This is a genomic window from Aeromonas enterica, assembly GCF_054052465.1.
Window position 1 is genome coordinate 93784 of the sequence record NZ_JBSTYL010000013.1, and the last position, 23638, is coordinate 117421.

Genomic DNA, 23638 nt, shown 5'->3' on the forward strand with positions numbered 1-23638 from the left:
GTGGGAAAAGTCATCGCCATAGCCAACCAGAAGGGTGGAGTGGGTAAAACCACCACCTGTGTGAATCTGGCCGCCTCTCTGGCCGCCACCCGGCGCAAGGTGCTGGTGATCGATCTGGATCCGCAGGGCAATGCCACCATGGGCAGCGGCGTCGACAAGTACGAAGTCGAACGCACCGCCTATGAGCTGCTGATCGAAGACGCCCCCATTGGCGAGGTGATCATCCCCGAAACCTCGGGGGGCTATCACCTCATCGCCGCCAACGCCGACGTGACCGCGGCTGAAATTCGCCTGATGGAATTCTTTGCCCGCGAGATCCGCCTGCGCAATGCGCTGGCCTCGGTTCGGGACAAATACGATTATATTTTCATCGACTGCCCGCCTTCTCTCAACATGCTGACCGTGAACGCCATGGCCGCCGCCGATTCCGTGCTGGTGCCCATGCAGTGTGAATACTATGCACTGGAAGGGCTTACCGCCTTGGTTGACACCATCAGCAAGCTGGCAGCCGTGGTCAATCCGGAGCTGAAGATCGAAGGGGTGCTGCGCACCATGTTCGATCACCGCAACCGGCTGGCCAATGATGTGTCCGATCAGCTGAAACAGCATTTCGGGGACAAGGTCTATCGCACCATCATCCCCCGCAACGTAAGACTGGCGGAGGCGCCGAGCTTCGGTGCCCCGGCCATGCACTATGACAAATCATCGGTGGGCGCCAAGGCCTATCTGGCGCTGGCGGGCGAGATGCTGCGCCGCCAGGAGCAGGAGCGTCAGGTGACCATCGCAGACCGAGAGAGCATATGACGCCGAAAAAACGTGGACTGGGCAAGGGGCTGGATGCCCTGCTCAGCACCAGCACGGCCGCGCGCCAGAAACAGGTGATGAGCGACCAGCGTACCGAGCAGGCCATGGCCCCCACCAATCAGGGGGAGCTGCGCAGGCTGCCGGTGGAGTGGTTGCAGTCCGGCAAGTACCAGCCACGCAAGGACATGTCGCAGGATGCACTGGAAGACCTGGCCAATTCCATCCGCGCCCAGGGCGTGATCCAGCCGATCGTGGTGCGCCCCCTCGGTGAGCAATCCTTCGAAATCATCGCTGGCGAGCGACGCTGGCGTGCCTCCCAGCTGGCCCGGCTCGATGTGGTGCCCTGTATCGTCAAGGATGTGCCCGACGAGGCGGCCGTCGCCATTGCGCTGATTGAGAACATCCAGCGCGAAGATCTCAATGCCATCGAAGAGGCGGTTGCCCTGCAGCGGCTGCTGACCGAATTCGAGTTGACCCACCAGCAAGTGGCCGAGGCGGTAGGCAAGTCCCGCACCACTGTCACCAACCTGTTGCGCCTCAACCAGCTCAACGAGGATGTAAAGCGGTTCGTCGAGCACGGTGACCTCGACATGGGTCATGCTCGCGCCCTGCTGGCTTTGAGCGGACAGGCCCAGTCCGAGCTGGCCAAGCTGGTTGCCCAGAAGGGGCTGACAGTGCGAGATACCGAGAAACTGGTTCAAAAAGCGCTGGAACCGGCAAAAGCCAAGGTTGAACCGATCCGTGATCCCCAGTTTGGTTACCTGGAGCGCCAGATTTCAGAAAAAATTGGCAATCCGGTACAACTTCAGCCGGGGAAGCAGGATAGTGGCAAGTTAGTAATTAGTTACGAGAACTTGGCAGATTTGGACCGGGTATTGGGCTATTTCGGCCTGTCAGAAACGTGATTTTTACGCTTTTTGTAGTAATAAAACATCCATTCCTTTTGATATGGACATAACCTTGATTCTGTGCGGAAAGCCGCAAAAATTAAGGATTTTTGCCATGTTGCAATAGCTGTCTTCAAGGGTATAATTTGACCGGCTTTTAGGGCTGTAAACACGGGGTCTTCGGATCCCGATTTTTTACAGTTCTGTAATGTTCAGGGGTAGGTTGGTGAAGCAGAAAATAGCCTTGGAAGGTTTGACGCTGGCCTTGGCTATGCTCGTTTGTCAGCTCGTCCTGATCCTGGCGATCAGTACCGTCTGGTTTTACCAGGCCGGTGCGTTTGCCGGACGTTCCTCCCTCTATGGGGGGAGCATGTACTGGGTTCCTCAAGCCCTGTTCACACTCTGGGTTCTGCGCCGCAAGGTGACGAAGGAGAGTGTGGGCCTGGTTCTGCGGGACTTTTATGGTGGGGCAGGGATTAAGCTCATTACTACAACAGGACTTTTCGCCCTGATGTTTGGCGCCGCGATCGAGGTCGATACCGCCTCGTTCTTTGCCACTTATATCCTCGCCCTCGTTGTACAGTGGATAGTCTCATTCACGCTTAACAACCACTATTAGGAAAACTCATGTCTGCAACCGGAGAAGTCCTGACTCCTCAGGGATATATCTCCCACCATCTGACCCATCTGCAAGTCGGGTCTGGGTTCTGGACAGTCAATGTCGACTCAATGATATTTTCTGTTCTGTTGGGCACTCTGTTTATCTGGTCTTTCCGCCGTGTAGCCGTCAACGCTACCAGCGGTGTGCCCGGTAAGCTGCAGTGCTTTGTGGAGATGCTGGTCGAGTTTGTGAGTGGTAACGTCAAGGACATCTTTCACGGTCGTAACAAGGTCATCGCACCTTTGGGCCTGACGGTGTTTGTGTGGATCTTCCTGATGAACCTCATGGATCTGATCCCCGTTGACTTTATCCCCCACGCTGCACAGTTGATGGGTGTTCCCTATCTGCGTGTGGTTCCCTCTGCTGACGTTAACATCACCATGTCCATGGCTTTGGGCGTGTTCTTCTTGATCCTGTACTACAGCATCAAGGTCAAGGGTATCAGCGGGTTTGTGAAGGAGCTGACGCTTCAGCCTTTCAACCACCCTGCTGCCATCCCGGTTAACTTCATCCTTGAAACCGTCACGTTGATTTCCAAACCTGTTTCTCTGGGTCTACGACTGTTCGGCAACATGTATGCTGGCGAACTGATCTTTATCCTGATTGCGGGTTTGTTACCCTGGTGGTCACAGTGGATCCTGTCCGTGCCTTGGGCAATTTTCCACATCCTGATCATAACTTTGCAGGCGTTTATCTTCATGGTTCTGACCATCGTATATCTGTCGATGGCACAAGAAGACCATGGTTGATGCAACTCAAATAATCCTTTTTATACAATCAATTACATCTAAATAAATGGAGATCCTCATGGAAAACTTGAACATGGACCTGCTGTACATCGCTGCTGCAATGATGATGGGTCTGGCGGCTATCGGCGCGTCCATCGGTATCGGTATCCTGGGTGGCAAGTTTCTGGAAGGTGCAGCTCGTCAGCCTGACCTGATCCCTGTTCTGCGTACCCAGTTCTTCATCGTGATGGGTCTGGTGGATGCGATCCCGATGATCGCCGTTGGTCTGGGTCTGTACGTGATGTTTGCGGTTGCTGGCTAAGTCTCAACGACTCCCAGGCATAACCCATTAACTAACTAAGAGGACATAGGCTGTGAATATCAACGCCACCCTCCTCGGCCAAGCAATTGCTTTTTTCTTCTTCGTAGTGTTTTGCATGAAGTACGTGTGGCCGCCGCTGATGGCAGCCATCGAAGCCCGTCAGAAAGAAATTGCTGATGGTCTCTCTTCCGCAGAGCGTGCCAAGAAAGATCTGGATTTGGCCAAGGCCAACGCCACCGATCAGCTGAAAGAAGCCAAGCTCCAGGCTGCAGAAATCATTGAACAGGCTAACAAACGTAAAGCCCAGATCATTGATGAGGCTGCTGTCGGAGCCCAGACTGAGCGGGAAAAAATCCTGGCTCAGGGCCGCGCCGAGCTCGAAGCTGAACGTCATCGTGCCAAAGAAGAACTGCGTAAGCAGGTTGCTGCTCTTGCCATTGCTGGTGCAGAGAAGATCCTGGCGCGTCACATCGACCAGGCTGCCAACAGCGACATCGTCGACAAACTGGTAGCAGAACTGTAACGGGAACGGGGCTATGTCTGAACTGACTACAATCGCTCGCCCCTACGCCAAGGCTGCTTTCGAGTTTGCCGTTGAGCACAAGGCGGTTGACCAGTGGCTGGGGATGCTCGGCTTCGCTGCACAAGTAGCGGAGAACGAAACCATTCACAACCTGGTGAACGGCTCTGTCGCTGCCGAAGAACTGGCAAATCTCTTTGTCGGTATCTGTGGTGAGCAACTCGACGAGCATGGCCAGAACCTGATCCGGGTGATGGCTGAGAATGGTCGCTTGGGTGTGCTGCCGGCGGTCGTTGCTGAATTCGTCGCGTTCAAGGCTGAACTGGATAAAGAAGTTCAGGCTGACGTGATTTCGGCGACCGAACTGACCGACCAGCAGAAAGCCGCTATTCAGGCTTCTCTGGAACAACGTCTCGCGCGCAAAGTGAAGCTGAATTGCAGCATGGATGCGTCCTTGATGGCCGGGGTGCTCATCAAGGCCGGTGATCTGGTAATCGACGGCTCTGTCCGCGGTAAGCTGGATCGCATGGCTGACGCGCTGCAATCTTGATTGGGGTATTAGAGCATGCAACTGAATTCCACTGAAATCGCCGAGCTTATCAAGCAGCGCATCGCGCAGTTTGATGTCAAAAGCGAAGCGCGTAACGAAGGTACCATCGTCTCTGTGAGCGACGGTATCATTCGTATTCACGGCCTGGCCGATGCCATGCAAGGTGAGATGATCGAGCTGCCGGGCAACCGCTTCGCTCTGGCATTGAACCTGGAGCGTGACTCCGTCGGTGCTGTGATCATGGGTTCCTATGACGGTCTGTCAGAAGGAATGAAAGTAAAAGGCACTGGCCGTATTCTGGAAGTGCCGGTCGGTCGTGGTCTGTTGGGCCGGGTGCTGAACACCCTGGGTCAGCCGATCGATGGTAAAGGTCCGGTCGAAAACGACGGCTTCTCGCCGATCGAAGTGATCGCCCCGGGCGTTATCGAGCGCAAGTCCGTTGACCAGCCGGTTCAGACCGGTCTGAAAGCCATCGATGCCATGATCCCAATCGGTCGTGGCCAGCGTGAACTGATCATCGGTGACCGTCAGGTGGGCAAGACCGCCATTGCGATCGACACCATCATCAACCAGAAAGACTCCGGCATTAAGTGTGTCTACGTTGCGATTGGCCAGAAGGCCTCCACCATCGCCAACGTGGTGCGCAAGCTGGAAGAGCACGGCGCGCTGGCCAACACCATCGTCGTTGTTGCTTCTGCGTCTGAAGCCGCTGCCCTGCAGTACCTGGCACCCTATGCCGGTTGCTCCATGGGTGAGTACTTCCGTGACCGCGGTGAAGACGCGCTGATCATCTATGATGACCTGTCCAAGCAGGCCGTAGCTTATCGCCAAATCTCCCTGCTGCTGCGCCGTCCGCCAGGACGTGAAGCCTACCCGGGTGACGTTTTCTATCTGCACTCCCGTCTGCTTGAGCGTGCTGCTCGCGTCAACGCCGAGTACGTAGAAAAGTTCACCAATGGTGCCGTGAAAGGCCAGACCGGTTCTTTGACCGCGTTGCCGATCATCGAAACCCAGGCCGGTGACGTGTCTGCATTCGTACCGACCAACGTGATCTCCATCACCGATGGTCAGATCTTCCTGACGTCACAGCTGTTCAACTCCGGTATTCGTCCGGCGGTTGACCCGGGTATCTCCGTATCCCGTGTGGGCGGTGCCGCTCAGACCAAGATCGTCAAGAAGCTGTCTGGTGGTATCCGTACCGCACTGGCCCAGTATCGCGAGCTGGCGGCATTCGCCCAGTTCTCTTCCGATCTGGACGAGGCAACTCGCAAGCAGCTGGATCACGGTGTGAAAGTGACCGAGCTGATGAAGCAGAAACAGTACTCTCCGATGAGCGTGGCCCAGCAGTCGCTGGTGCTGTTCGCCGCCGAGAAAGGCTATCTCTCCGATGTCGAGCTGAACAAGATCGTCGACTTCGAAGCCGCTCTGCTCTCTTACGCCAATACCCAGCATGCTGAGCTGATGGCTGAAATCAATGCCAAAGCCGACTACAACGACGCGATCGTTGGCAAGCTGACTGCGTTGCTGGATGACTTCAAGGCAACCCAGACCTGGTAAGCGTGTGTGGCAGCGCGAGCTGCCACCTGATGGAGAGTAAGAGATGGCCGGCGCAAAAGAGATACGTAACAAGATCGGGAGTGTGAAAAACACTCAGAAGATCACCGGCGCTATGGAAATGGTGGCAGCAAGCAAGATGCGCCGTGCGCAAGAACGCATGTCTGCCAGCCGTCCGTACGCTGAAACCATGCGCAAGGTGATCGGCCATATCGCCCAGGGGAACTTGGAATACAAGCACCCCTACCTCATGGAACGTGAGGTCAAGCGAGTGGGTTACATAGTCGTCTCCACCGACCGTGGCCTGTGTGGCGGTTTGAACATCAACCTGTTCAAGGCTGCCCTCAATGATATGAAGCAATGGAGCGCGAAAGGTGCCAAGGTTGACCTGGCATTGATCGGCAACAAGGCCTCCAACTTCTTTGAACGGCACGGCGCCAAGGTGAAAGCTCATGTCGCAGGACTGGGTGACAACCCGAGCGTCAATGACCTGATTGGTTCAGTCAAGGTCATGCTGAAGGCTTACGACAACGGTGAGATTGACAAGCTGTACCTGGTGTACAACAAGTTCGTCAACACCATGGTGCAGCAACCACGAGTCGATCAACTGCTGCCTTTGCCCGTAACTGAAGACAGCAAGCTCGCCAAGAAGCAACACTGGGATTACCTCTATGAGCCGGATCCCAAGCAGCTGCTGGATACCCTGTTGATTCGCTACGTCGAATCCCAGGTGTACCAGGGGGTGGTAGAAAACTTGGCAAGTGAACAGGCAGCCCGAATGGTTGCCATGCAAGCCGCGACTGACAACGCCGGTAACCTGATTAACGATCTGCAACTGGTATACAACAAGGCCCGTCAGGCCAGTATTACCCAGGAGCTGACAGAGATCGTATCCGGTGCTGCTGCGGTGTAAGGCAAGGGTTATCAAAGGTTTAGAGGATTTGACATGAGTAACGGTTTCATCGTCCAAATCATCGGCGCTGTGGTGGACATCGAGTTCCCGCAGAATGCCGTGCCCCAGGTGTACGATGCACTGAAGGTCGTCAGCGAAGGTCAAGGCCTGGGTCTGGTGCTGGAAGTGCAGCAACAGATCGGCGGCGGCGTCGTTCGTTGCATCACCATGGGCTCCTCCGACGGTCTGCGTCGTGGGTTGGAAGTAATGAATAGTGGTAAATCCATCCAGGTGCCGGTCGGCGTATCGACTCTGGGTCGGATCATGAACGTACTGGGCGATCCGATCGACGAAAAAGGTCCGATCGGTGAGGAAGAGCGTTGGTCCATCCACCGCGCGGCTCCCAGCTACGAAGATCAGTCCAACAGCAACGACCTGCTGGAAACCGGCATCAAGGTTATCGACCTGGTATGCCCGTTCGCCAAGGGTGGTAAAGTCGGTCTGTTCGGTGGTGCCGGTGTTGGCAAGACCGTCAACATGATGGAGCTGATCCGTAACATCGCCATCGAGCACAGCGGTTATTCCGTGTTCGCCGGTGTAGGTGAGCGTACCCGTGAGGGTAACGACTTCTACCACGAGATGATGGAGTCCAACGTACTGGACAAAGTATCTCTGGTTTACGGTCAGATGAACGAGCCGCCCGGAAACCGTCTGCGCGTGGCGCTGACCGGCCTGACCATGGCCGAGAAGTTCCGTGACGAGGGTCGTGACGTGCTGTTCTTCGTGGACAACATCTACCGTTACACCTTGGCCGGTACTGAAGTATCCGCACTGCTGGGCCGTATGCCGTCCGCAGTAGGTTACCAGCCGACCCTGGCCGAGGAGATGGGTGTTCTGCAAGAGCGCATCACCTCCACCCGGACCGGTTCCATCACCTCAGTCCAGGCCGTTTACGTGCCTGCGGATGACTTGACCGACCCGTCTCCGGCGACCACCTTCGCCCACTTGGACGCCACCGTTGTTCTGTCCCGTCAGATCGCGGCTCTGGGTATCTACCCGGCCGTTGACCCGCTGGACTCCACCTCCCGTCAGCTGGATCCGCTGGTGGTAGGCAAGGAGCACTACGAGACCGCTCGTGGTGTACAGACAGTACTGCAGCGCTACAAAGAGCTGAAGGACATCATCGCCATCCTGGGTATGGATGAACTGTCAGAAGAAGACAAACTGACTGTAGCCCGTGCCCGTAAGATCGAGCGTTTCCTGTCCCAGCCGTTCTTCGTGGCAGAAGTGTTTACCGGTTCTCCGGGCAAATACGTGCCGCTGAAAGAGACTATCCGTGGTTTCCAGGGCATCCTGAAAGGCGAGTATGACGATCTGCCTGAGCAGGCGTTTTACATGGTTGGCAGCATCGACGAAGTCGTCGAGAAATCCAAGAAACTGTAAGCCTCGATAGGAGGGCCCATGGCTGAGATGATCTCCTTTCACCTGGATGTGGTGAGCGCCGAAGGGAAACTTTTTTCCGGTCGGGTGCAATCTGCTCAGGTATCAGGCTCCGAAGGTGAGCTGGGTCTCCGTCACGGTCATGCTCCGTTGCTGACTGCCATCAAGCCGGGCCTGGTCCGCTTGATCAAGCAAAATGGTAGCGAAGAGGTGCTGTATATTTCCGGCGGCATGCTGGAAGTGCAACCCGAAGCCGTGACCGTGCTGGCGGATACTGCGATTCGTGCCAACGATTTGGATGAGGCGAAAGCCCAGGAAGCCAAACGTGCGGCCGAAGAGCGGATCCACAGCTCCCATGGTGATATCGACTATGCCCAGGCCGCTACCGAGCTGGCCAAGGCGATGGCCCAACTGCGGGTTATCGATATCGTCAAAAAGAATTACCGTTAAGTTCGGTGATGCAAAAAGCGACCTTCGGGTCGCTTTTTTTTTACTCGTTGGATAGACTCCGCCGAGTATTTATTCATGTTCCAAAGGTCGAGTTATGTCCCTCAATGTCGTGATCCTGGCGGCGGGTAAAGGTACCCGCATGCGATCAGCTCTACCCAAAGTGCTGCATCCGGTCGCCAATAAACCCATGGTTTCCCATGTGATCGACACCGCCCGCAAGGTTGGTGCCGAGCAACTGCATCTGGTGTATGGCCACGGTGCCGAGCTGCTGAAGGAGCAGATCCAGGCCGCCGATCTGAATTGGGTACTGCAGGCCCAGCAACTGGGTACCGGCCATGCGGTCGCCCAGGCCATCCCGTTCTGGAAAGATGAGGATGACGTGCTGGTGCTGTACGGCGACACCCCGCTGATCCAGCCGGAAACCCTGCAGCGGCTGTTGGCCGCCAAGGCCGACGACGGCATGGCGCTGCTGACCGTAGTGCTGGACAACCCGACCGGTTACGGCCGCATAGTGCGCAGCAACGGCCAGGTGGTCGGCATCGTCGAGCAGAAGGATGCCAACGTCGAGCAGCTGACCATCCGTGAAGTGAACACGGGCGTGTTGGTAGCCAACGGTGGCCAGCTGCGCAGCTGGCTGTCGCGTCTGGACAACAAGAATGCCCAGGGCGAGTTCTATCTGACGGATGTGATTGCCATGGCCCATGCCGATGGCTGTCCTATCGCAGCCGTGCATCCGGAGCACGCCGCCGAGGTGGAAGGTGCCAACAACCGGGTGCAGCTGGCAGCACTTGAGCGTAGCTATCAGCAGATGCAGGCCGAGCAGCTGATGATCGCCGGCGTCACTCTGATCGACCCTGCTCGTTTCGATCTGCGCGGGTCCCTCGAGATCGGTGAAGAGGTGGTGATCGACGTCAACGTCATCATCGAGGGCAAGGTGACGCTCGGCAACCACGTGCGCATCGGGGCCGGCAGCGTGCTGAAGGATTGCGTGATCGGCGACCACACAGAGGTGAAGCCCTACTCCGTCATAGAGGGCGCCCAAGTTGCAGATCAGTGTTCCGTTGGCCCGTTTGCCCGTCTGCGTCCCGGCTCAGTGCTGGAGCAGGATGCACACGTCGGCAACTTCGTCGAGATGAAGAAATCCCGTCTCGGGGTTGGTTCCAAGTGTGGTCATCTTACCTATCTGGGGGATGCCGAGATCGGCGCCAAGGTGAACATCGGGGCCGGTACCATCACTTGCAACTACGACGGTGTGAACAAGTTCCAGACCATCATCGAGGATGATGTGTTTGTCGGCTCCGATACCCAGCTGGTGGCACCGGTGCGTATCGGCAAGGGCGCTACCCTTGGCGCTGGTTCCACCATCACCAAGGATGTGGCCGAGAACGAACTGGTCATCACCCGGGTGCCCCAGCGTCATATCAAGAACTGGGCACGTCCGGTCAAGAAGAAGTGATGCCCGATCAATAAAATGCAACCGGCGCCTGAGGGCGCCGGTTCTGTTTTCAGAGCTCCTGGTTCGAGGCAGAGGAAGGCGGTGGGTTGCCCATCACCCGATACCAGTCCAGCTTGCGGGTCAGCACCATGACCAGCGCCAGGATGGCGAACAGCAGCAAGGCGCCGAGCAGCAGGGCTATTTCCTGTGCTTGCAGCAAGCCGAACAGGATGGCGTAGACCAGCCCGAGCAGGGCCGCGAAGCCTAGCCCCTGTTTGGGGCCGCCCAATACATGGCTGAGGTAGAAACCGTTGAGGGTCACGCTGGCCAGGGCGGCAATCAGGTAGGCCCAGCCAAAGCCGAGGTGTTCGGTCAGCGCCAGCAGCAACAGATAGAAGATGGCCAACCCCATGCCCACCAGGGCGTACTGGATCGGGTGTACCCGCAATCCCCTGAGCAGTTCGAACATGAAGAAGCTGAGGAAGGTGAGGCCGATGAACAGCAGGGCATACTTGGCCGCCCGCTCGTTCAGCTGATAGTGATCCACCGGTTGCACCAGGCTGACGCTGAAGGCGGGTAGATCACCGTCGGCTCCCTTCATCATGCGGTTGAAACGGCTCTCCATGTCGGTGGCGAACCAGCTGCTCTGCCAGCTGGCGTCGAACCCCCGGGCTGTGAGGGTGCGGCTGCCCGGCAGAAAGTCGCCGATGAAGTTGGGATGCGGCCAGTTGCCGCTCAGCTGCAGCTTGCTGTCCTGGCCGAGGGGCACCACTTCCAGCTCATTCATTCCCTGCAGATCCAGCTCGATATGAAAGGCGTCTCCCTCAATCGGCAGGGAATTGAGCGGCGCATGGATACCGGCCAGACCGTCACCCAGCAGGGCGCCGGGGGTGAACGGGATGCGCTGCTCACCCAGCTGCAGTTCCGGCACGCTGTTGATGCCGCGGGCATCGGACAGCACCAGGCTCAGATAGGGTTTGCCCGCCACCAGCGCCGGATCGGCGCCATCGACGGTCAGGTCTGGCTCGCCGCTTATCAGGGCCTTGCCGTTCAGTTCGGTGGGCAGGCGCCCCGAGAGGGAGAGCCGGGTGTGATAGACCTGAGCCTGATAGATGCCGAGCTTGCGGGGGGTGACCTCCATGCTGGCCCGCACATCCAGCTGCTCCGGCAGCAGGTAGCGGTAGAGCTGCAGCTTGCGCTCGAAGCGCTTGCCATCTTGCTCCACCGTGACGGTGCGGGTGTAAGGCTGCACCACGACAGGCCCCAGCAGCCGCTGCGGTCCGCTGCTGCTGGCCATGATGCTGTGGATGGCCTGACTGCGATAGGCCTGACGCTCCCGGTTCAGCTCCATGATGGATTGCACCGGCACCATCAGCAGCAGGCTCAGCAACAGCAGCAGAAAGATCTTGTGGGTGAATATCTGTTTGACCATGACACGTCTCCTTGTTGACGGGAACAAGTGTGTCGGTCGTGGGTGAAGAGGCGATGGGGCCGTGTGAAGTGGGGGTGAAGGGAGATAAAAAAACCGGCGCCTTGCACCGGTTCAGGGATCACAGCTTCTTCAGCTGTTCGGGCAGGGCGGCAAATACCTCTTCCTTCGCCTTGAGCGAGGCGAATTGCTTGCCGGGCTTCTGCACGACCGTGTGGACGAAGATGAGCTGCTTGCCCGGCTTGCTGGCCCAGCCGACGAACCAGCCGATCTGCTGATCCCGGTTGAGGCTGCCATCCAGCAGCTTGGGGTAGCCCATGCCGGTCTTGCCGTGGATCTGCCAGCCGTCGATGTCGGGCTGACGCAGGATATTGGCCGTGTGCTGCAGGGTCTGGGCGGAGACAGGCAGCTTGCCGCTCACCAGTTTGCCGAGGAAGCGGGCCTGTTCCTGCGGGCTGATGGCGAGGCTGGCGCTGAGCCAGGCCTGGGTCAGACCGTCGTGCTTGCCGGGGTTGCCAGAGAGATCCCGGTTGCCGTAGTCGAAGCGATCGACGTACTGCTGGAAGCGCTCCCTCCCCAGCCACTCGGTGAGGCGCTGGGAGTACCAGACCACAGAGTAGGTGAGCCAGCGGCTCGGGGTTGTGGTCTCGCGCCAGGCGGGCAGCCAGTCATCGTCGCCAGGTTTGAACGGCAGGGCCGGCCGCTTTTCATCCACCAGGAAACCGCTGTCATACCCCATCAGTGCCAGCGGGATCTTGAAGGTGGAGGCGGGGGGCAGCTGGCTTGAGCAATCCCCCTGGCTGCTGATGGGTTTGCCGCTGCCATCGGCAAACAGCAGGCAGCCGGAGGCGGCGCTGGCCGGCAGCGAGAATAGCAGGCCGGCGGCGAGCAGGCCGGGTAACAGAATGCGGGACATGGGGTCTCCTTGGGCAAATGGGGCTAAGGGCCGGGAGGCGGCAGCATAACGCCGCTTTATGTGGCCAGTGTGAAGTGTCAGCCGGTGGGCAGCCAGAGCTCGGCCAGCACACCGCCATCGGGCTGATTGCCGAGGCTCAGGTGGCCGCCGTGCTGGCGGGCCACCTCGGTGGCAAAGCTGAGCCCGAGGCCGCTGCTCTTGCCCTTGTCGGGCCTGGGCAGGGAGTAGAAACGCTCGAAGATGCGTGGCAGGGCATAGTCCGGAATGCCGGGTCCCTGATCCCGCACCCGGAAGCAGTAACCCCCCTCCTCCATGGCCCCGCTCAGTGCCAGGGTGCCGCCGATGGGGGAGAAGTCGAGGGCGTTGTCCAGCAGGTTGCCGAGGGCCTGCTCCACCAGCAGCGAGTCCCACTTCTGTTTCTGGGCCTCGCCGAGTTCGGCCACCAGCGTCACCTGGCGGCGCTGGGCCATGATCTGGCGGGCGTCGAGCGCCCGTCTGCCCAGCCTGGCAGGCTCGATGGCCTGCCTGTCCAACCCCTGCCCCGATTCGAGGCGCGCGAGCTGCAGCATGCGTTCTATCAGCTGCTGCATGCGGGCCGTCTCCAGATTGATGTTGCCGATGAAGCGCCGTGCCACCTCGGGTGGCGGTGCTTCGGCCAGCAGCTCCCCTGCCCCACGAATGGCGGCCAGCGGGCTCTTCAGCTCGTGGGTCAGGCTGTGCACATAGGCTTCGATATAGGCCTTGCCGTCCAGCTGGCGACGCATGGTCTCCAGAGATCGGCCGAGCCGATCCAGCTCGGGGCTGTAGAGGCGCGGCAGGCTGGCCGGCTGGTTGTGGCTGACCGCATCGGCGTAGTGCACCAGCTTGCCGATGGCGCGGTTGAGCCACCACACCAGCAGGGCGCCGATCAGCAGCGAGATGAACAGCAGCAGGGCCGCCCCCTGCAACAGCTGGTGTTCGCTGCGCTCTATCATGGGCAGCAAAGTGCGGTTGGGCTTGGCGACCGTGAGGGAGCCGAGAATGTCGTCCCCCTCCCGCAACGGCGCGGCCACGTGCATCACGGAACTGGCGGGATCGTCGGGGTCGCTGCGGGTGCTGCGGGCCCCATATTCACCGCGCAGGGTGCGATAGACATCGTTCCAGCGCGAATAGTCCTTGCCCAGATCCACCCCGTCCGAGTCATAGACCACCTTGCCCCAGCGGTCGACCACATAGATGCGGTACTCCGCCTGCTGCTTGAGGTGGCCGTCGATCAGGGCGTTGATGGGGCTCTGGTTGAGGCGGGCGAAGGCGCTGGCCAGTCTGCCATCCGCCATCTTTCCTTCCTGCAGATCGTCCAGTGCCAGCGGCGCCAGCATCTGGGCCATGTCGACCAGGGTATCTTCGGTGGCGCTGCGCACCCCGGGTTTTATCTCCTCGACGAAGATCTCCAGTACGAACCAGGCGGCCAGCGCGAAGATCAGCACCAGCCCGCACAGCAGTTGCAGTCCGATTCTCATGTAGGCTCCCGGCCGGTGCCCGGCAGCAGCATGCTCATGCCAGCTCCAGGCTGTAGCCCAGTCCGCGATGGGTGAGGATCAGGTTGGCGTCCGGGTCGCGCTCCCGCAGCTTGGCGCGGATGGTCTTGATGTGGGTGTCGACGGTGCGATCCAGGCTCTCCTCTGCCCCGCTCCACACCAGATCCATCAGTTGCTGGCGGGAGTAGACCCGGCCCGGTGCCTGCATCAGGGTTTTGAGCAGCAGGTATTCGTAACGGGTGAGCGCCAGCGGCTGACAGTGAAAGCTGATGCGGGCGCGCTCCTCATCCAGTGCCAGCAATTGGCTCGGTGGGGGCGTCGTCGGCTGGCTGCGGCGCAGAATGACCCGCACCCTGGCACACACTTCCCGTGGCGAGAAGGGTTTGGCCACATAGTCGTCGGCCCCGATCTCCAGCCCGATCAGCCTGTCTATCTCCTCGCTGCGGGCGGTGAGAAACATCAGTGGAGTGTCGCAGCGGGTCCGCACCTGCTTGCACAGCTCGAAGCCGCTGATGTCCGGCAGCCCCACGTCCAGGATCAGAAAATCCGGTCGCGTCTGTTCCAGTCGCGCCAGCAGCGGCTGACCCAAGGGAAACCACTCCACCTCGAAGCCGTCGGTTTGCAGCGCATAGATCAGGGTGTCGGCTATGCTGGTCTCATCTTCCACCAGCCAGATGACTCTTTTTTGCATGGCGTCCTCGTCGTAAATCCGTTGTCCCATTCTGGCATCGAACCAAATCGGATCCTATTTGCTGTTTTATTTTTCCAAAAAAGAGGCTAACATTTCGATATTCTTTCGAATCGAAACTTAAAGATGACCAAACGTAATACTCAACAGCGCCGTCACACCATAGTGAGCCTGGTGCAGGAGCAGGGTGAAGTGAGCGTCGATACCTTGGCCAAGCACTTCTCCACCTCCGAAGTGACAATCCGCAAAGATCTGGCCGTGCTGGAAACCGGTGGCCTGTTGTTGCGTCGTTACGGTGGTGCCGTGCCCCTGCCCAGCGAGATGGTGGTGGACAGCAATCCCGAGCAAGTTTCGAAACGAAAGCTGGCCATAGCCCGTGCCGCCGCCGAACGGATCCGCGATCACAATCGCGTCATCATCGATAGCGGGAGCACCACCAGCGCCATGATCCCCATGCTGGGCAACAAGCGAGGCCTCATCGTGATGACCAACTCCCTCAACGTAGCCGGCGCCCTGCGCGAGCTGGAAAACGAACCCACTCTGCTGATGACCGGCGGCACCTGGGATCCCCACTCCGAATCCTTCCAGGGCCAGGTGGCGGAGCAGGTGCTGCGCTCCTATGACTTCGACCAGCTGTTCATCGGCGCCGATGGCATAGATCCGGAGCGGGGCACCACCACCTTCAACGAGCTGGTGGGCCTGTCACGGGTGATGGCCGAGGTGTCGCGGGAGGTGATCGTCATGGTCGAGTCGGAGAAGATCGGCCGCAAGATCCCCAACCTCGAGCTGCCCTGGGCAAACATCCAGACTCTGGTGACCGACGAAGGCCTGGCCAGCTCGGCCAGAGAACAGATTCAAGCCAAGGGGATCCAGCTGATTTGCGCCCCCGTGGCGGCTTAACCTGAATATCCAAACGAATTTCCGTTTATATCTCTTGAGGAGAAGTCTATGTGTGGCATCGTCGGGGCCGTCGCCCAACGTGATGTGGCTGAAATCCTGGTAGAAGGCCTGCGCCGTCTGGAATACCGTGGCTATGATTCGGCCGGTGTGGCCGTGTTCAGCGCCAACCAGCCGCTGCAGCGGGTTCGTCGTCTGGGCAAGGTGGCCGAGCTGGCCAAGGCGCTGGAGGAGCAGTCCGTCCACGGTGGAACCGGTATCGCCCATACCCGCTGGGCTACCCATGGCGAGCCGTCCGAGCGAAACGCCCACCCCCACGTCTCCGAGCACATAGTCGTAGTGCATAACGGCATCATTGAGAACCATGAAGAGCTGCGGGCCGAACTGCAAGGGCTGGGCTATGTGTTCAACTCCGATACCGACACCGAGGTGATCGCTCATCTGGTGCACCACGAGCTGAAATCAGCCCCCAGCCTGCTGGCGGCCATGCAGGTAGCTGTGAAGCAGCTGCGCGGCGCTTACGGCACAGTCGTGATGGACAGCCGTGATGACAGCCGTGTAGTCGTGGCCCGCTCCGGCTCCCCGCTGGTGATCGGCCGCGGCATCGGCGAGAACTTCATCGCCTCCGATCAGATGGCGCTGCTGCCGGTGACCCGTCGCTTTATCTTCCTGGAAGAGGGTGACGTGGCCGAGGTGACCCGTCGCGACGTGCACATCTTCGACACCCACGGAGAGGCCGTGGTGCGCGAAGAGCTGGAGTCCGAGCTCTCCCACGATGCCGGTGACAAGGGTGAATACCGTCACTACATGCTCAAGGAGATCTACGAGCAGCCCAAGGCCATCACCAACACTCTGGAAGGGCGTCTGGGCAGCGATCACGTGGTGGTCGAGTCGTTCGGCAATGGCGCGCGCGCCATCTTCGACAAGGTCGAGCATGTCCAGATCGTCGCCTGCGGCACCTCCTACAACTCGGGCATGGTGGCTCGCTACTGGTTCGAAGAGATAGCCGGCGTCTCCTGCGATGTGGAGATCGCCTCCGAGTTCCGCTATCGCAAATCCGTGGTGCGCCCCAACAGTCTGCTGGTGACTCTGTCCCAGAGCGGCGAGACCGCCGATACCCTGGCCGCCCTGCGGCTGGCCAAGCAGTCCGGCTACATGAGCTCGCTGGCCATCTGCAACGTGCCGGGCTCCTCCCTGGTGCGTGAATCGGATCTGGCCTTCATGACCCGAGCCGGTGCCGAGATCGGCGTGGCCTCCACCAAGGCGTTTACTACCCAGCTGGCCGGCCTGCTGATGCTGGTGGCCTCCGTCGGTCACTGCCGTGGCAACCTGAGCGCCGCCGCCGAGGCCGAACTGGTCAAGGCGCTGCAAGCCTTGCCGCTGCGCATCAAGGAGAGCCTGGCGCTGGCCAAGGATATCGAAGCTCTGGCCGAAGAGTTTGCCGACAAGCACCACAGCCTGTTCCTCGGCCGTGGCAGCCAGTACCCCATCGCCATGGAAGGGGCGCTCAAGCTCAAGGAGATCTCCTACATCCACGCCGAGGCCTATGCCGCCGGTGAGCTGAAGCATGGCCCGCTGGCGCTGATCGATGCCGAGATGCCCATCATAGTGGTGGCGCCGAACAACGATCTGCTGGAGAAGCTCAAGTCCAACGTGGAAGAGGTGCGTGCTCGTGGCGGTATCCTCTACGTGTTCGCCGATGCCGATGCCGGCTTCAAGAGCGACGAGACCATGCGGGTGATGAGCCTGAACCACGTGGAAGAGGTGATTGCCCCCATCGTCTACACTGTGCCGTTGCAGCTGCTCTCCTACCACGTCGCCCTCATCAAGGGCACCGACGTGGATCAGCCACGCAACCTGGCGAAATCTGTGACGGTGGAATAAGCCATTGTCAGAAATGAAAAAAGAGCCGCATTGCGGCTCTTTTTGTTTGGCTGGCAGGGTTGCCGTTATGACAGCCGCAGGTTGGTGATGGTCACGTCGTCCAGCGAAGGTACTATGATGCCGCTGGAGATGCTCTTGGCGATCGCCTGGTTGCGGTTCTTCGAGTCGGTCTTGTTGGTGACCTGGTTGAGGTGGAAGTTCACGGTCCGCTCGCTGATGCCGAGTATGGTGGCTATCTCCCAGGAGGTCTTGCCCTCGCTGGCCCAGAACAGGCACTCCTTCTCCCGGTCCGACAGCTCGGTCAGGTACTTCATCAGATCCGGCCTGCTCTTTATCAGCTGCAGTGCCGAGTTGAAGATGTAGCTGGCGCAGAACGACAGCAGGGGAACGTTTTCAAACATCAGATCGGAGTTGGATTTCTCCTTGCTGATGAAGGAGAGGATGCCGTGCTCCCCCTGCGGGGTGTGCAGCGGGAAGGAGACACCGTTCCTCACCCCGAAATCGGCGGCCAGATTCATCACCTCCCGGCTGGCGCTGGGTAGCCAGGGAGAGTCGCAGTCGAGCTTGTTCCAGAAGATGGGCTGGGTCTGCTTCAGGCCCAGGAAGACCACAGGATCCTGGGTCAGGTAGTGCCGCTCGCTGTAGGCTTCGAACCAGCTGGTGGGGCAGTTGTTGAACAACGCCACGTGGGATTTCTGCATGCTGATGGGGAAAATAATCAGCAGACGAAAGTAATCAAAGCCCATCTGATGACTGAAGCGCTCCAGTTGCTGCTGGATATCGCTGGTCTTCTTGGCCTTGGTGAACCGATCGATGTGTTCCCAGATCGCATCGTTAAACATGTACATCTCCTTTTTCGATCTCTATCACATTGATCGAAAAGATATTTTTTATTTATTAATTTGGTGCTGTGACTACCAACGCCAGTGACTCCCGTGCTTGCTTAAAAATTATCCTGTTTTTTCGGCCGAAGGCCAAGAAAATCATCTGATTGCCACTGACCCCACTCTTTGAGACAATGAGAATAGTTATCATTGTTAAGATTTATATCATGAACAAGTTTTGGGGTTTGGCCTTGTTGCCACTGTCAGTCCACTTCGCTGCTGGCGCCGACGAGCTGGTCGCACCGGCACTGAAAAACAGCATAGCTGCCGGGAAAGCCTCCCAGCAGCGCGTGGAAAAAGCCGCCGATGCGGCCGTTGCCGCCCGGCTGGAGCTGCAGAATGCCCAGCTGCAACTGCGCGATCTGGAAGCCTACAACCGCTACATGCAATCTCTGGTGGCCGATCAGCAAAATGAGCTGGGCAAATTGAGCCAGCAGCTGGACGCGGTGCAAGAGACCCGTCAGGGCCTGATCCCGCTGATGCTGCAGATGCAGGCGGACTTGGAACAGCTGGTGCAAGCCGATATCCCGCTGCGCAAGGAAGATCGCCTGGCGCGGGTTGAACAGTTGAAAGCGACCCTGGCCCGAGCCGACGTGAGCGAGGCGGAGAAGTTCCGCCAGCTGCTGCAGGCCTATCAAATCGAAGCCGAATACGGCAGCCGGATGGATAGCTATTCCGCCGAGCTGGCGCTGGACGGCGCACCGCGCCGGGTCGATGTGCTGGCAGTGGGCCGAGTCTCCCTGCTGGCGATGACCGCCGATCGTTCCCAGGCGTGGCGCTGGTCTGCGCAGAGCAAGCAGTGGCATGCTCTCGACAGCCAGTGGCTCTCTCCCATCGCCGAGGCGCTGGAGATGGCTGCCGACAAGAAGGTTCCCCAGTTGTTGAATGTCCCCCTTTCCGTCAGTCGTGGTCAGGAGGCCCAGTCATGAGCGTCACCATGAAGTGGTTCCCCCTCGCCATCGCCCTCTCTCTGGGCACCACCACTGCTGTGGCCGATGAAGCCTGGCAGCAGCAGGAGCAGGCTCGTGAGCAGCAAGCCCAGCAGGATCTGGCGTCTGTCTCCAAGGAGCTGAACAGTGCTCGTGCCAAGCTGGCCGCGGCCCAGAGCCTCAGCAAGCAGCTGGCGGCCGAGTTTGCCGGCAATGAAAAGCAGTTGGTGGAGCTCAATGCCCAGTGGGAGCAGGCCTCCGGTGACATGAACGAGATCTTCGCGGTCACCCGTCAGGGGGCCAGCGATGCGGTCAAGCTGCTGAGCGAATCCGCCGTCGAGGGCCAGTACCCCGAGCGCCTCGCCCCGCTCAAGGCCATGGCGCAGGAGAAGCAGGTGCCGGATCGCGCCGCCCTCGCCCTGCTGCCCGCCACTCTGCTGCAGGAGATCCGTGAATCGGGCCGGGTTGCCCAGTTCACCGGCAAGGTGCTCGATGCCCAGGGGGCTGCCAGCGAGCAGCCGCTGACCCGGGTCGGCAGCTTTGCCCTGCTGGGGAGCGCAGGCTTCCTGCAACCCACTGCCGAAGGCCTGAGCCCGGTGCTGGGTCTGCCCGGCAGCGTGCTCTCCGCCGCGGCCGCCTATCAGGGCCAGGAGGGGGAAGCGCTGCCGCTGGATCCTTCTCATGGCACTCTGTTGGCGATGCTGGCGCAGGCGCCCACCTTCTGGCAGCAGGTACAACAGGGTGGTCAGGTTGGCGCCATTATCGTGTTGCTGGCCGCCATCGGTTTGGGGATCGCGGCGGTACGGCTGTGGAGCCTATCCCGCGAACTCACGCTGGTGCGTCGCCAGCTCAAGAGCTGCGAGTATCACGCCGACAACGCCCTCGGTCGGGTGCTGACGGTGGCGGACAAGCATCCTGAGCTGAGCATGGAGACCCTCGAACTGCGTCTCGACGAAGCGATCCTGCAGGAGACCCCTCGCATGGAGCGCGGCATTGGCATGGTCAAGGTGATTGCGGCTATCGCCCCCATGCTGGGCCTGCTCGGCACCGTGACCGGCATGATCGGCACCTTCCAGGCCATCACTCAGTTTGGTACCGGTGATCCCAAGATCATGGCCGGCGGCATCTCGATGGCGCTCATCACCACGGTACAGGGTCTGGTGGCGGCCATTCCGCTGATCCTGGCCCACAGCCTGCTGCAATCCCGCTTCACCGAACTCTCCAACGTGCTCGAACAGCAGGTGGCCGGCATTCTGGCCGAGCGCGCCGAGAGCAATAACGGCGGGATGGAGCGAGCAGCATGATGCTCGACATCTGGCAACAGCTGCAGAGCTTCATGGGCCGTGGCGGCCCCGTGCTCTGGGTCATTCTGGCCCTGCTGGTGCTGATGTGGATTTTGATGATCGAGCGGCTGCTCTACCTCAATCTGGGCTTTGGCCCCTTGCAGCAACAGCTGCTCGGCCGTTGGCAGGCACGCAGCGAGCGTCACAGCTGGCATGCCAGGGCCATTCGCGGTCGCTGGCTGGCCCAGGCCGAGCTGGAGCTGAACCGTCATCTGATCTTCATCCGCACCCTGGTGGTGCTCTGCCCCATGCTGGGTCTGCTCGGCACAGTGACCGGCATGATAGGCGTATTCGATGCGTTGGCCGCCGCCAACCGCTTTAACCCGGAGAGCATGGCGGGCGGGATCTCCCGTGCCACCATCCCCACCATGGCAGGCATGGTGGTGGCGCTGTCCGGCGTGTTGTTACTCAGCCGGCTCGAGAGCCAGGCCAAGTGCGCCTTGGCCAAGACCCGTGACTGCTTGCGAGAAGAGAAGGTAATGCAATGAGACGGCAATCCAAACGCCAGCGCGATGAAGTGCAGATCGACATGACCCCCATGCTGGATATCGTGTTCATCATGCTGATCTTCTTCATCGTGACCACCTCCTTCGTGCGCGAGGCCGGACTTGAGGTGCACAGACCCCAGGCCAGTCAGGCCAAGGCCCAGAAATCCTCCAGCATCATGCTGGCGATCGGGGCCCAGGGGCAGATCTTCCTCGATCGCAAACAGGTCGATGTGGAGCGGGTGCAGGCCAGCCTGGCCCGTCTGCTGACGGAGCAACCCGACGCCAGCCTGGTGATTCAGGCCGACGAGCGAGTGCCCCACGGCAAGGTGGTGCGGGTGATGGATGAGGCCAAGGCAGCGGGTATCGCCAATATCGCCGTGGCGGTGGCGCCGAAATGAAATACAAGCTGATGAGCCTAGGACTGGGGATTGCCCTCAGTCTGGGGATCCTGCTGTTCATGGCCACCCTGGTGGAGCCCCCTAGGGGGGAGAAGGCCTCGGCCGAGCAGAAGTCCATCGTCATCAACATGCAGACCGAGGTGAACGAGGTACAGGTGCGTGAACGGCCGGTACCGCAAGAGCCCGAGCCATTGCCTGAGCCTCCTGCCGCCCTGGCCTCCACGCCGCTGCCCATGCCGGCGGCAGCGCCCATGCCATCGGTACAACCCAGCCTGGATCTGGTCTCCAGCCTCAGCGCGGTGCAGGTCTATGCCCCTAGCGTTGCGACCAGCCCTACCCCGGTCGCGAGCGGCAACTTCCATGGCCAGCAGCAGGGTGCCGGGATCGGTGCCGGTGACATGCTGATGCCGCTGCAGCGGATCGAGCCTGTCTATCCCTATCGGGCCCAGCAGGCTGGTATCGAAGGTGCCGTGACCCTGCGTTTCAGCGTCGATGCCGACGGTCGGGTACAGGATGTGGAAGTGGTCGAGGCGAAGCCGAAGCGTCAGTTCGAGCGGGCGGCCATTCAGGCCATCAACAAGTGGCGTTATCAGCCCAGGCCCGGCGCCAGCGACAAGCTGGTGCAAATCATCACGCTCAAATTCAAACTGGAGTCATAACTATGTTGCGGATCTGGATCTGCCTGCTGGCTCTGGTCAGCCAAGCCTGTCTGGCGATGGAGGTGAGCCCCCATTTCTCTCGTCAGCTGGAGCCTGTGATGAAGCTCTATCAGTCTGGCCAGTGGCAACAGGCCCAGAGCAAGGCGTCCGGCCTCACGCCGGGGTCCGATGCCGAGCGCGCCTGGCTGGCCCAGCTGCAGGCGTCCTTGGCAGCCAACCTGCAGCAGACCGCCCAGGCGAGCCGTTACGTCGAACAGGCGCTGGCCTATAAAGAGTGGCCGGAGCAGCAACAGCTCCAGCTGCTGCGTCTGCGTGGCGATATCCAGGCCCAGCAATCCAATTGGTCCGGTGCCATCGCTAGCTACAAGGCGGCACTGGCACTCAAATCCGACGATGCCCTGCGGCTTCGTCTGGCCGGCCTCTATTACCACAACAAGCAGTACGGTGAAGCCGCCAGCCAAAGCGAACAGCTGCTCAAGAAAGGTTGGCAGAAGCAGGCCGCCATTATTCGTCTCTCTGCCCTTACTGCTCAACAACGTTATGGTGTGGCAGCCGATCAGGCGGCTGAGCTGATCCGCCACGAGCCGAAAGAGAGCAAATGGTGGCAACAGGCCGTGTCGCTCAATCTCTCAGCCAAGCGTGGCGATCAGGCGCTGGCCCTGCTGCAGACCGCCATCGACAGAAAACTGATGGATGACGCTGCCGCCCGCAACCAGCTGATCCGCCTCTATGCGTGGCAGGGGCTGCCCTATCGCGGAGCCCGTCTGCTGGAAGCGGCCATGGCGAAGGGACAGATGAAGCAAAGTGCTGACAACCGGCGACTGCTGGCCCAACTGTGGGAAGGTGCCCGGGAATGGCCGCAAGCGGTCGATAGCTGGCAACTGCTTGCCAACCAGCATGGTCAGCCCAAAGCCGCCATGCGCGCCGCCGAACTGCTGCTGCAACAGGGCAAGACAGATGCAGCCATGACTCAGCTCGCGACCATCAAGTCGGTGAAAGGCGAGCAAGGCAATCGCGCCAAAGCGTTGCTGGTGCAGGCGCACCTTAATAAGGAGCAGTATGCCCAGGCGCTGGAGCTGGCCCGTGAGCTGCAGCAGGAGGACAACTGGCAACAGCGGGCAACCAGCTGGGTCAACTATATCCAGGCTCAAAGTGAAGAGTTGAGCAAAAAATCGGCGTAAAAAGGGGCTAAAGCCTTGGTTTTTGGGGCTGTAGCGTGCTTTTTCAGCAAACGAACGCATTTCTTCAAAAAGCCCTTGTCATCGCGGCGCGGCTCCCTATAATGCGCCCCTACCAGCACGGCGGAGCACGCCGGACTGATGAGCCAGCTTCCTTGTGAAGCCGGCGCCGAAAGAAAAGCGAA

Annotated in this window: 26 protein-coding genes; 20 read left to right on the forward strand and 6 right to left on the reverse strand. The window is 59.8% G+C overall.

Features of this window, described 5'->3' with window-relative positions:
• From ACW5XD_RS14535 to glmU, 12 genes are all read left to right on the forward strand, one after another.
• Positions 1-804 carry a ParA family protein gene (locus ACW5XD_RS14535; protein WP_042037160.1) on the forward strand — a complete coding sequence of 268 codons (804 nt, stop codon included), beginning with the start codon at positions 1-3 and terminating at the stop codon, positions 802-804.
• On the forward strand, positions 801-1709 hold the full coding sequence (locus tag ACW5XD_RS14540; RefSeq protein WP_456495482.1) for a ParB/RepB/Spo0J family partition protein: 909 nt from the start codon (positions 801-803) through the stop codon (positions 1707-1709). The genes ACW5XD_RS14535 and ACW5XD_RS14540 overlap by 4 nt, the downstream gene beginning before the upstream one ends.
• A 190-nt stretch (positions 1710-1899) precedes the next feature.
• The gene (locus ACW5XD_RS14545; protein ID WP_456495483.1) at positions 1900-2310 is read left to right on the forward strand and encodes an ATP synthase subunit I; all 411 of its coding nucleotides are present in this window, start codon (positions 1900-1902) and stop codon (positions 2308-2310) included.
• Between the two features lie 8 nt (positions 2311-2318).
• Complete coding sequence (atpB, locus tag ACW5XD_RS14550) at positions 2319-3101, forward strand: F0F1 ATP synthase subunit A (protein ID WP_042873491.1); 783 nt, start codon at positions 2319-2321, stop codon at positions 3099-3101.
• Positions 3102-3159: 58 nt separating this feature from the next.
• Positions 3160-3402 carry a F0F1 ATP synthase subunit C gene (atpE, locus tag ACW5XD_RS14555; RefSeq protein WP_005307205.1) on the forward strand — a complete coding sequence of 81 codons (243 nt, stop codon included), beginning with the start codon at positions 3160-3162 and terminating at the stop codon, positions 3400-3402.
• A 52-nt stretch (positions 3403-3454) separates the two neighbouring features.
• Entirely contained in the window at positions 3455-3925 is a 471-nt protein-coding gene (gene atpF / locus ACW5XD_RS14560; protein WP_042873489.1) for a F0F1 ATP synthase subunit B, read from the forward strand.
• A 13-nt stretch (positions 3926-3938) separates the two neighbouring features.
• Complete coding sequence (gene atpH / locus ACW5XD_RS14565; protein WP_042873487.1) at positions 3939-4472, forward strand: F0F1 ATP synthase subunit delta; 534 nt, start codon at positions 3939-3941, stop codon at positions 4470-4472.
• Positions 4473-4487: 15 nt separating this feature from the next.
• On the forward strand, positions 4488-6029 hold the full coding sequence (atpA, locus tag ACW5XD_RS14570) for a F0F1 ATP synthase subunit alpha (RefSeq protein ID WP_005319624.1): 1542 nt from the start codon (positions 4488-4490) through the stop codon (positions 6027-6029).
• A gap of 43 nt (positions 6030-6072) precedes the next feature.
• Positions 6073-6939 carry a F0F1 ATP synthase subunit gamma gene (gene atpG, locus ACW5XD_RS14575; RefSeq protein ID WP_043135297.1) on the forward strand — a complete coding sequence of 289 codons (867 nt, stop codon included), beginning with the start codon at positions 6073-6075 and terminating at the stop codon, positions 6937-6939.
• A 33-nt stretch (positions 6940-6972) separates the two neighbouring features.
• Complete coding sequence (gene atpD / locus ACW5XD_RS14580; protein WP_042037168.1) at positions 6973-8361, forward strand: F0F1 ATP synthase subunit beta; 1389 nt, start codon at positions 6973-6975, stop codon at positions 8359-8361.
• Positions 8362-8379: 18 nt separating this feature from the next.
• Positions 8380-8808, forward strand: coding sequence for a F0F1 ATP synthase subunit epsilon (locus ACW5XD_RS14585; protein ID WP_043135298.1), 429 nt, complete (start codon positions 8380-8382; stop codon positions 8806-8808).
• Positions 8809-8902: 94 nt separating this feature from the next.
• Complete coding sequence (gene glmU, locus ACW5XD_RS14590) at positions 8903-10264, forward strand: bifunctional UDP-N-acetylglucosamine diphosphorylase/glucosamine-1-phosphate N-acetyltransferase GlmU (RefSeq protein WP_456495484.1); 1362 nt, start codon at positions 8903-8905, stop codon at positions 10262-10264.
• Between the two features lie 49 nt (positions 10265-10313).
• Here glmU and creD read toward each other — a convergent pair whose 3' ends face one another.
• The 4 genes from creD to blrA form a co-directional block, all read right to left on the reverse strand.
• Complete coding sequence (creD, locus tag ACW5XD_RS14595; RefSeq protein WP_456495485.1) at positions 10314-11675, reverse strand: cell envelope integrity protein CreD; 1362 nt, start codon at positions 11673-11675, stop codon at positions 10314-10316.
• A 118-nt stretch (positions 11676-11793) separates the two neighbouring features.
• Positions 11794-12588: a class D beta-lactamase gene (blaOXA, locus tag ACW5XD_RS14600; protein WP_456495486.1), complete on the reverse strand. Its 795-nt coding sequence runs from the start codon at positions 12586-12588 to the stop codon at positions 11794-11796.
• A gap of 77 nt (positions 12589-12665) precedes the next feature.
• A complete protein-coding gene (gene blrB, locus ACW5XD_RS14605) occupies positions 12666-14087 on the reverse strand; it encodes a beta-lactam sensor histidine kinase BlrB (RefSeq protein WP_456495487.1) in 1422 nt (473 codons plus the stop codon).
• A 34-nt stretch (positions 14088-14121) separates the two neighbouring features.
• Complete coding sequence (gene blrA / locus ACW5XD_RS14610; protein WP_456495488.1) at positions 14122-14796, reverse strand: beta-lactam response regulator transcription factor BlrA; 675 nt, start codon at positions 14794-14796, stop codon at positions 14122-14124.
• 123 nt (positions 14797-14919) lie between these two features.
• Here blrA and ACW5XD_RS14615 point away from each other — a divergent pair, with 123 nt between their 5' ends.
• Complete coding sequence (locus tag ACW5XD_RS14615) at positions 14920-15693, forward strand: DeoR/GlpR family DNA-binding transcription regulator (protein ID WP_429153230.1); 774 nt, start codon at positions 14920-14922, stop codon at positions 15691-15693.
• A gap of 48 nt (positions 15694-15741) precedes the next feature.
• The gene (gene glmS / locus ACW5XD_RS14620) at positions 15742-17574 is read left to right on the forward strand and encodes a glutamine--fructose-6-phosphate transaminase (isomerizing) (protein WP_429016314.1); all 1833 of its coding nucleotides are present in this window, start codon (positions 15742-15744) and stop codon (positions 17572-17574) included.
• 65 nt (positions 17575-17639) lie between these two features.
• Here glmS and ACW5XD_RS14625 read toward each other — a convergent pair whose 3' ends face one another.
• On the reverse strand, positions 17640-18416 hold the full coding sequence (locus tag ACW5XD_RS14625; RefSeq protein WP_429016312.1) for a helix-turn-helix transcriptional regulator: 777 nt from the start codon (positions 18414-18416) through the stop codon (positions 17640-17642).
• A gap of 209 nt (positions 18417-18625) precedes the next feature.
• On the opposite strand from ACW5XD_RS14625, the gene ACW5XD_RS14630 reads away from it, so the two are divergent.
• From ACW5XD_RS14630 to ACW5XD_RS14655, 6 genes are read left to right on the forward strand one after another with little or no spacing between them, the layout of a single operon-like run.
• Complete coding sequence (locus ACW5XD_RS14630; protein WP_456495489.1) at positions 18626-19387, forward strand: DUF3450 domain-containing protein; 762 nt, start codon at positions 18626-18628, stop codon at positions 19385-19387.
• The gene (locus ACW5XD_RS14635) at positions 19384-20691 is read left to right on the forward strand and encodes a MotA/TolQ/ExbB proton channel family protein (protein ID WP_456495490.1); all 1308 of its coding nucleotides are present in this window, start codon (positions 19384-19386) and stop codon (positions 20689-20691) included. Before ACW5XD_RS14630 ends, ACW5XD_RS14635 begins: the two co-directional genes overlap by 4 nt.
• Complete coding sequence (locus tag ACW5XD_RS14640; protein WP_456495491.1) at positions 20688-21218, forward strand: MotA/TolQ/ExbB proton channel family protein; 531 nt, start codon at positions 20688-20690, stop codon at positions 21216-21218. The genes ACW5XD_RS14635 and ACW5XD_RS14640 overlap by 4 nt, the downstream gene beginning before the upstream one ends.
• Positions 21215-21616 (forward strand): ExbD/TolR family protein, encoded by a 402-nt coding sequence (locus ACW5XD_RS14645; protein WP_456495492.1) that lies wholly within the window; start codon positions 21215-21217, stop codon positions 21614-21616. The genes ACW5XD_RS14640 and ACW5XD_RS14645 overlap by 4 nt, the downstream gene beginning before the upstream one ends.
• A complete protein-coding gene (locus ACW5XD_RS14650; protein ID WP_456495493.1) occupies positions 21613-22275 on the forward strand; it encodes a TonB family protein in 663 nt (220 codons plus the stop codon). The genes ACW5XD_RS14645 and ACW5XD_RS14650 overlap by 4 nt, the downstream gene beginning before the upstream one ends.
• A gap of 2 nt (positions 22276-22277) precedes the next feature.
• A complete protein-coding gene (locus ACW5XD_RS14655; RefSeq protein ID WP_456495494.1) occupies positions 22278-23456 on the forward strand; it encodes a hypothetical protein in 1179 nt (392 codons plus the stop codon).
• Here ACW5XD_RS14655 and ACW5XD_RS14660 read toward each other — a convergent pair.
• The coding region (locus ACW5XD_RS14660) for a hypothetical protein (RefSeq protein ID WP_456495495.1) at positions 23423-23638 on the reverse strand (216 nt) is incomplete at its 5' end. The genes ACW5XD_RS14655 and ACW5XD_RS14660 overlap by 34 nt on opposite strands.

Coding starts and splice junctions, on each gene's coding strand:
- ACW5XD_RS14540 (WP_456495482.1), top strand. CDS start 801: ATGACGCCGAAAAAACGTGGACTGGGCAAGGGGCTGGATGCCCTGCTC.
- ACW5XD_RS14545 (WP_456495483.1), top strand. CDS start 1,900: ATGTTCAGGGGTAGGTTGGTGAAGCAGAAAATAGCCTTGGAAGGTTTG.
- atpB (WP_042873491.1), top strand. CDS start 2,319: ATGTCTGCAACCGGAGAAGTCCTGACTCCTCAGGGATATATCTCCCAC.
- atpE (WP_005307205.1), top strand. CDS start 3,160: ATGGAAAACTTGAACATGGACCTGCTGTACATCGCTGCTGCAATGATG.
- atpH (WP_042873487.1), top strand. CDS start 3,939: ATGTCTGAACTGACTACAATCGCTCGCCCCTACGCCAAGGCTGCTTTC.
- atpA (WP_005319624.1), top strand. CDS start 4,488: ATGCAACTGAATTCCACTGAAATCGCCGAGCTTATCAAGCAGCGCATC.
- atpG (WP_043135297.1), top strand. CDS start 6,073: ATGGCCGGCGCAAAAGAGATACGTAACAAGATCGGGAGTGTGAAAAAC.
- atpD (WP_042037168.1), top strand. CDS start 6,973: ATGAGTAACGGTTTCATCGTCCAAATCATCGGCGCTGTGGTGGACATC.
- ACW5XD_RS14585 (WP_043135298.1), top strand. CDS start 8,380: ATGGCTGAGATGATCTCCTTTCACCTGGATGTGGTGAGCGCCGAAGGG.
- glmU (WP_456495484.1), top strand. CDS start 8,903: ATGTCCCTCAATGTCGTGATCCTGGCGGCGGGTAAAGGTACCCGCATG.
- creD (WP_456495485.1), bottom strand. CDS start 11,675: ATGGTCAAACAGATATTCACCCACAAGATCTTTCTGCTGCTGTTGCTG.
- blaOXA (WP_456495486.1), bottom strand. CDS start 12,588: ATGTCCCGCATTCTGTTACCCGGCCTGCTCGCCGCCGGCCTGCTATTC.
- blrB (WP_456495487.1), bottom strand. CDS start 14,087: ATGAGAATCGGACTGCAACTGCTGTGCGGGCTGGTGCTGATCTTCGCG.
- blrA (WP_456495488.1), bottom strand. CDS start 14,796: ATGCAAAAAAGAGTCATCTGGCTGGTGGAAGATGAGACCAGCATAGCC.
- ACW5XD_RS14615 (WP_429153230.1), top strand. CDS start 14,920: ATGACCAAACGTAATACTCAACAGCGCCGTCACACCATAGTGAGCCTG.
- glmS (WP_429016314.1), top strand. CDS start 15,742: ATGTGTGGCATCGTCGGGGCCGTCGCCCAACGTGATGTGGCTGAAATC.
- ACW5XD_RS14625 (WP_429016312.1), bottom strand. CDS start 18,416: ATGTTTAACGATGCGATCTGGGAACACATCGATCGGTTCACCAAGGCC.
- ACW5XD_RS14630 (WP_456495489.1), top strand. CDS start 18,626: ATGAACAAGTTTTGGGGTTTGGCCTTGTTGCCACTGTCAGTCCACTTC.
- ACW5XD_RS14635 (WP_456495490.1), top strand. CDS start 19,384: ATGAGCGTCACCATGAAGTGGTTCCCCCTCGCCATCGCCCTCTCTCTG.
- ACW5XD_RS14640 (WP_456495491.1), top strand. CDS start 20,688: ATGATGCTCGACATCTGGCAACAGCTGCAGAGCTTCATGGGCCGTGGC.
- ACW5XD_RS14645 (WP_456495492.1), top strand. CDS start 21,215: ATGAGACGGCAATCCAAACGCCAGCGCGATGAAGTGCAGATCGACATG.
- ACW5XD_RS14650 (WP_456495493.1), top strand. CDS start 21,613: ATGAAATACAAGCTGATGAGCCTAGGACTGGGGATTGCCCTCAGTCTG.
- ACW5XD_RS14655 (WP_456495494.1), top strand. CDS start 22,278: ATGTTGCGGATCTGGATCTGCCTGCTGGCTCTGGTCAGCCAAGCCTGT.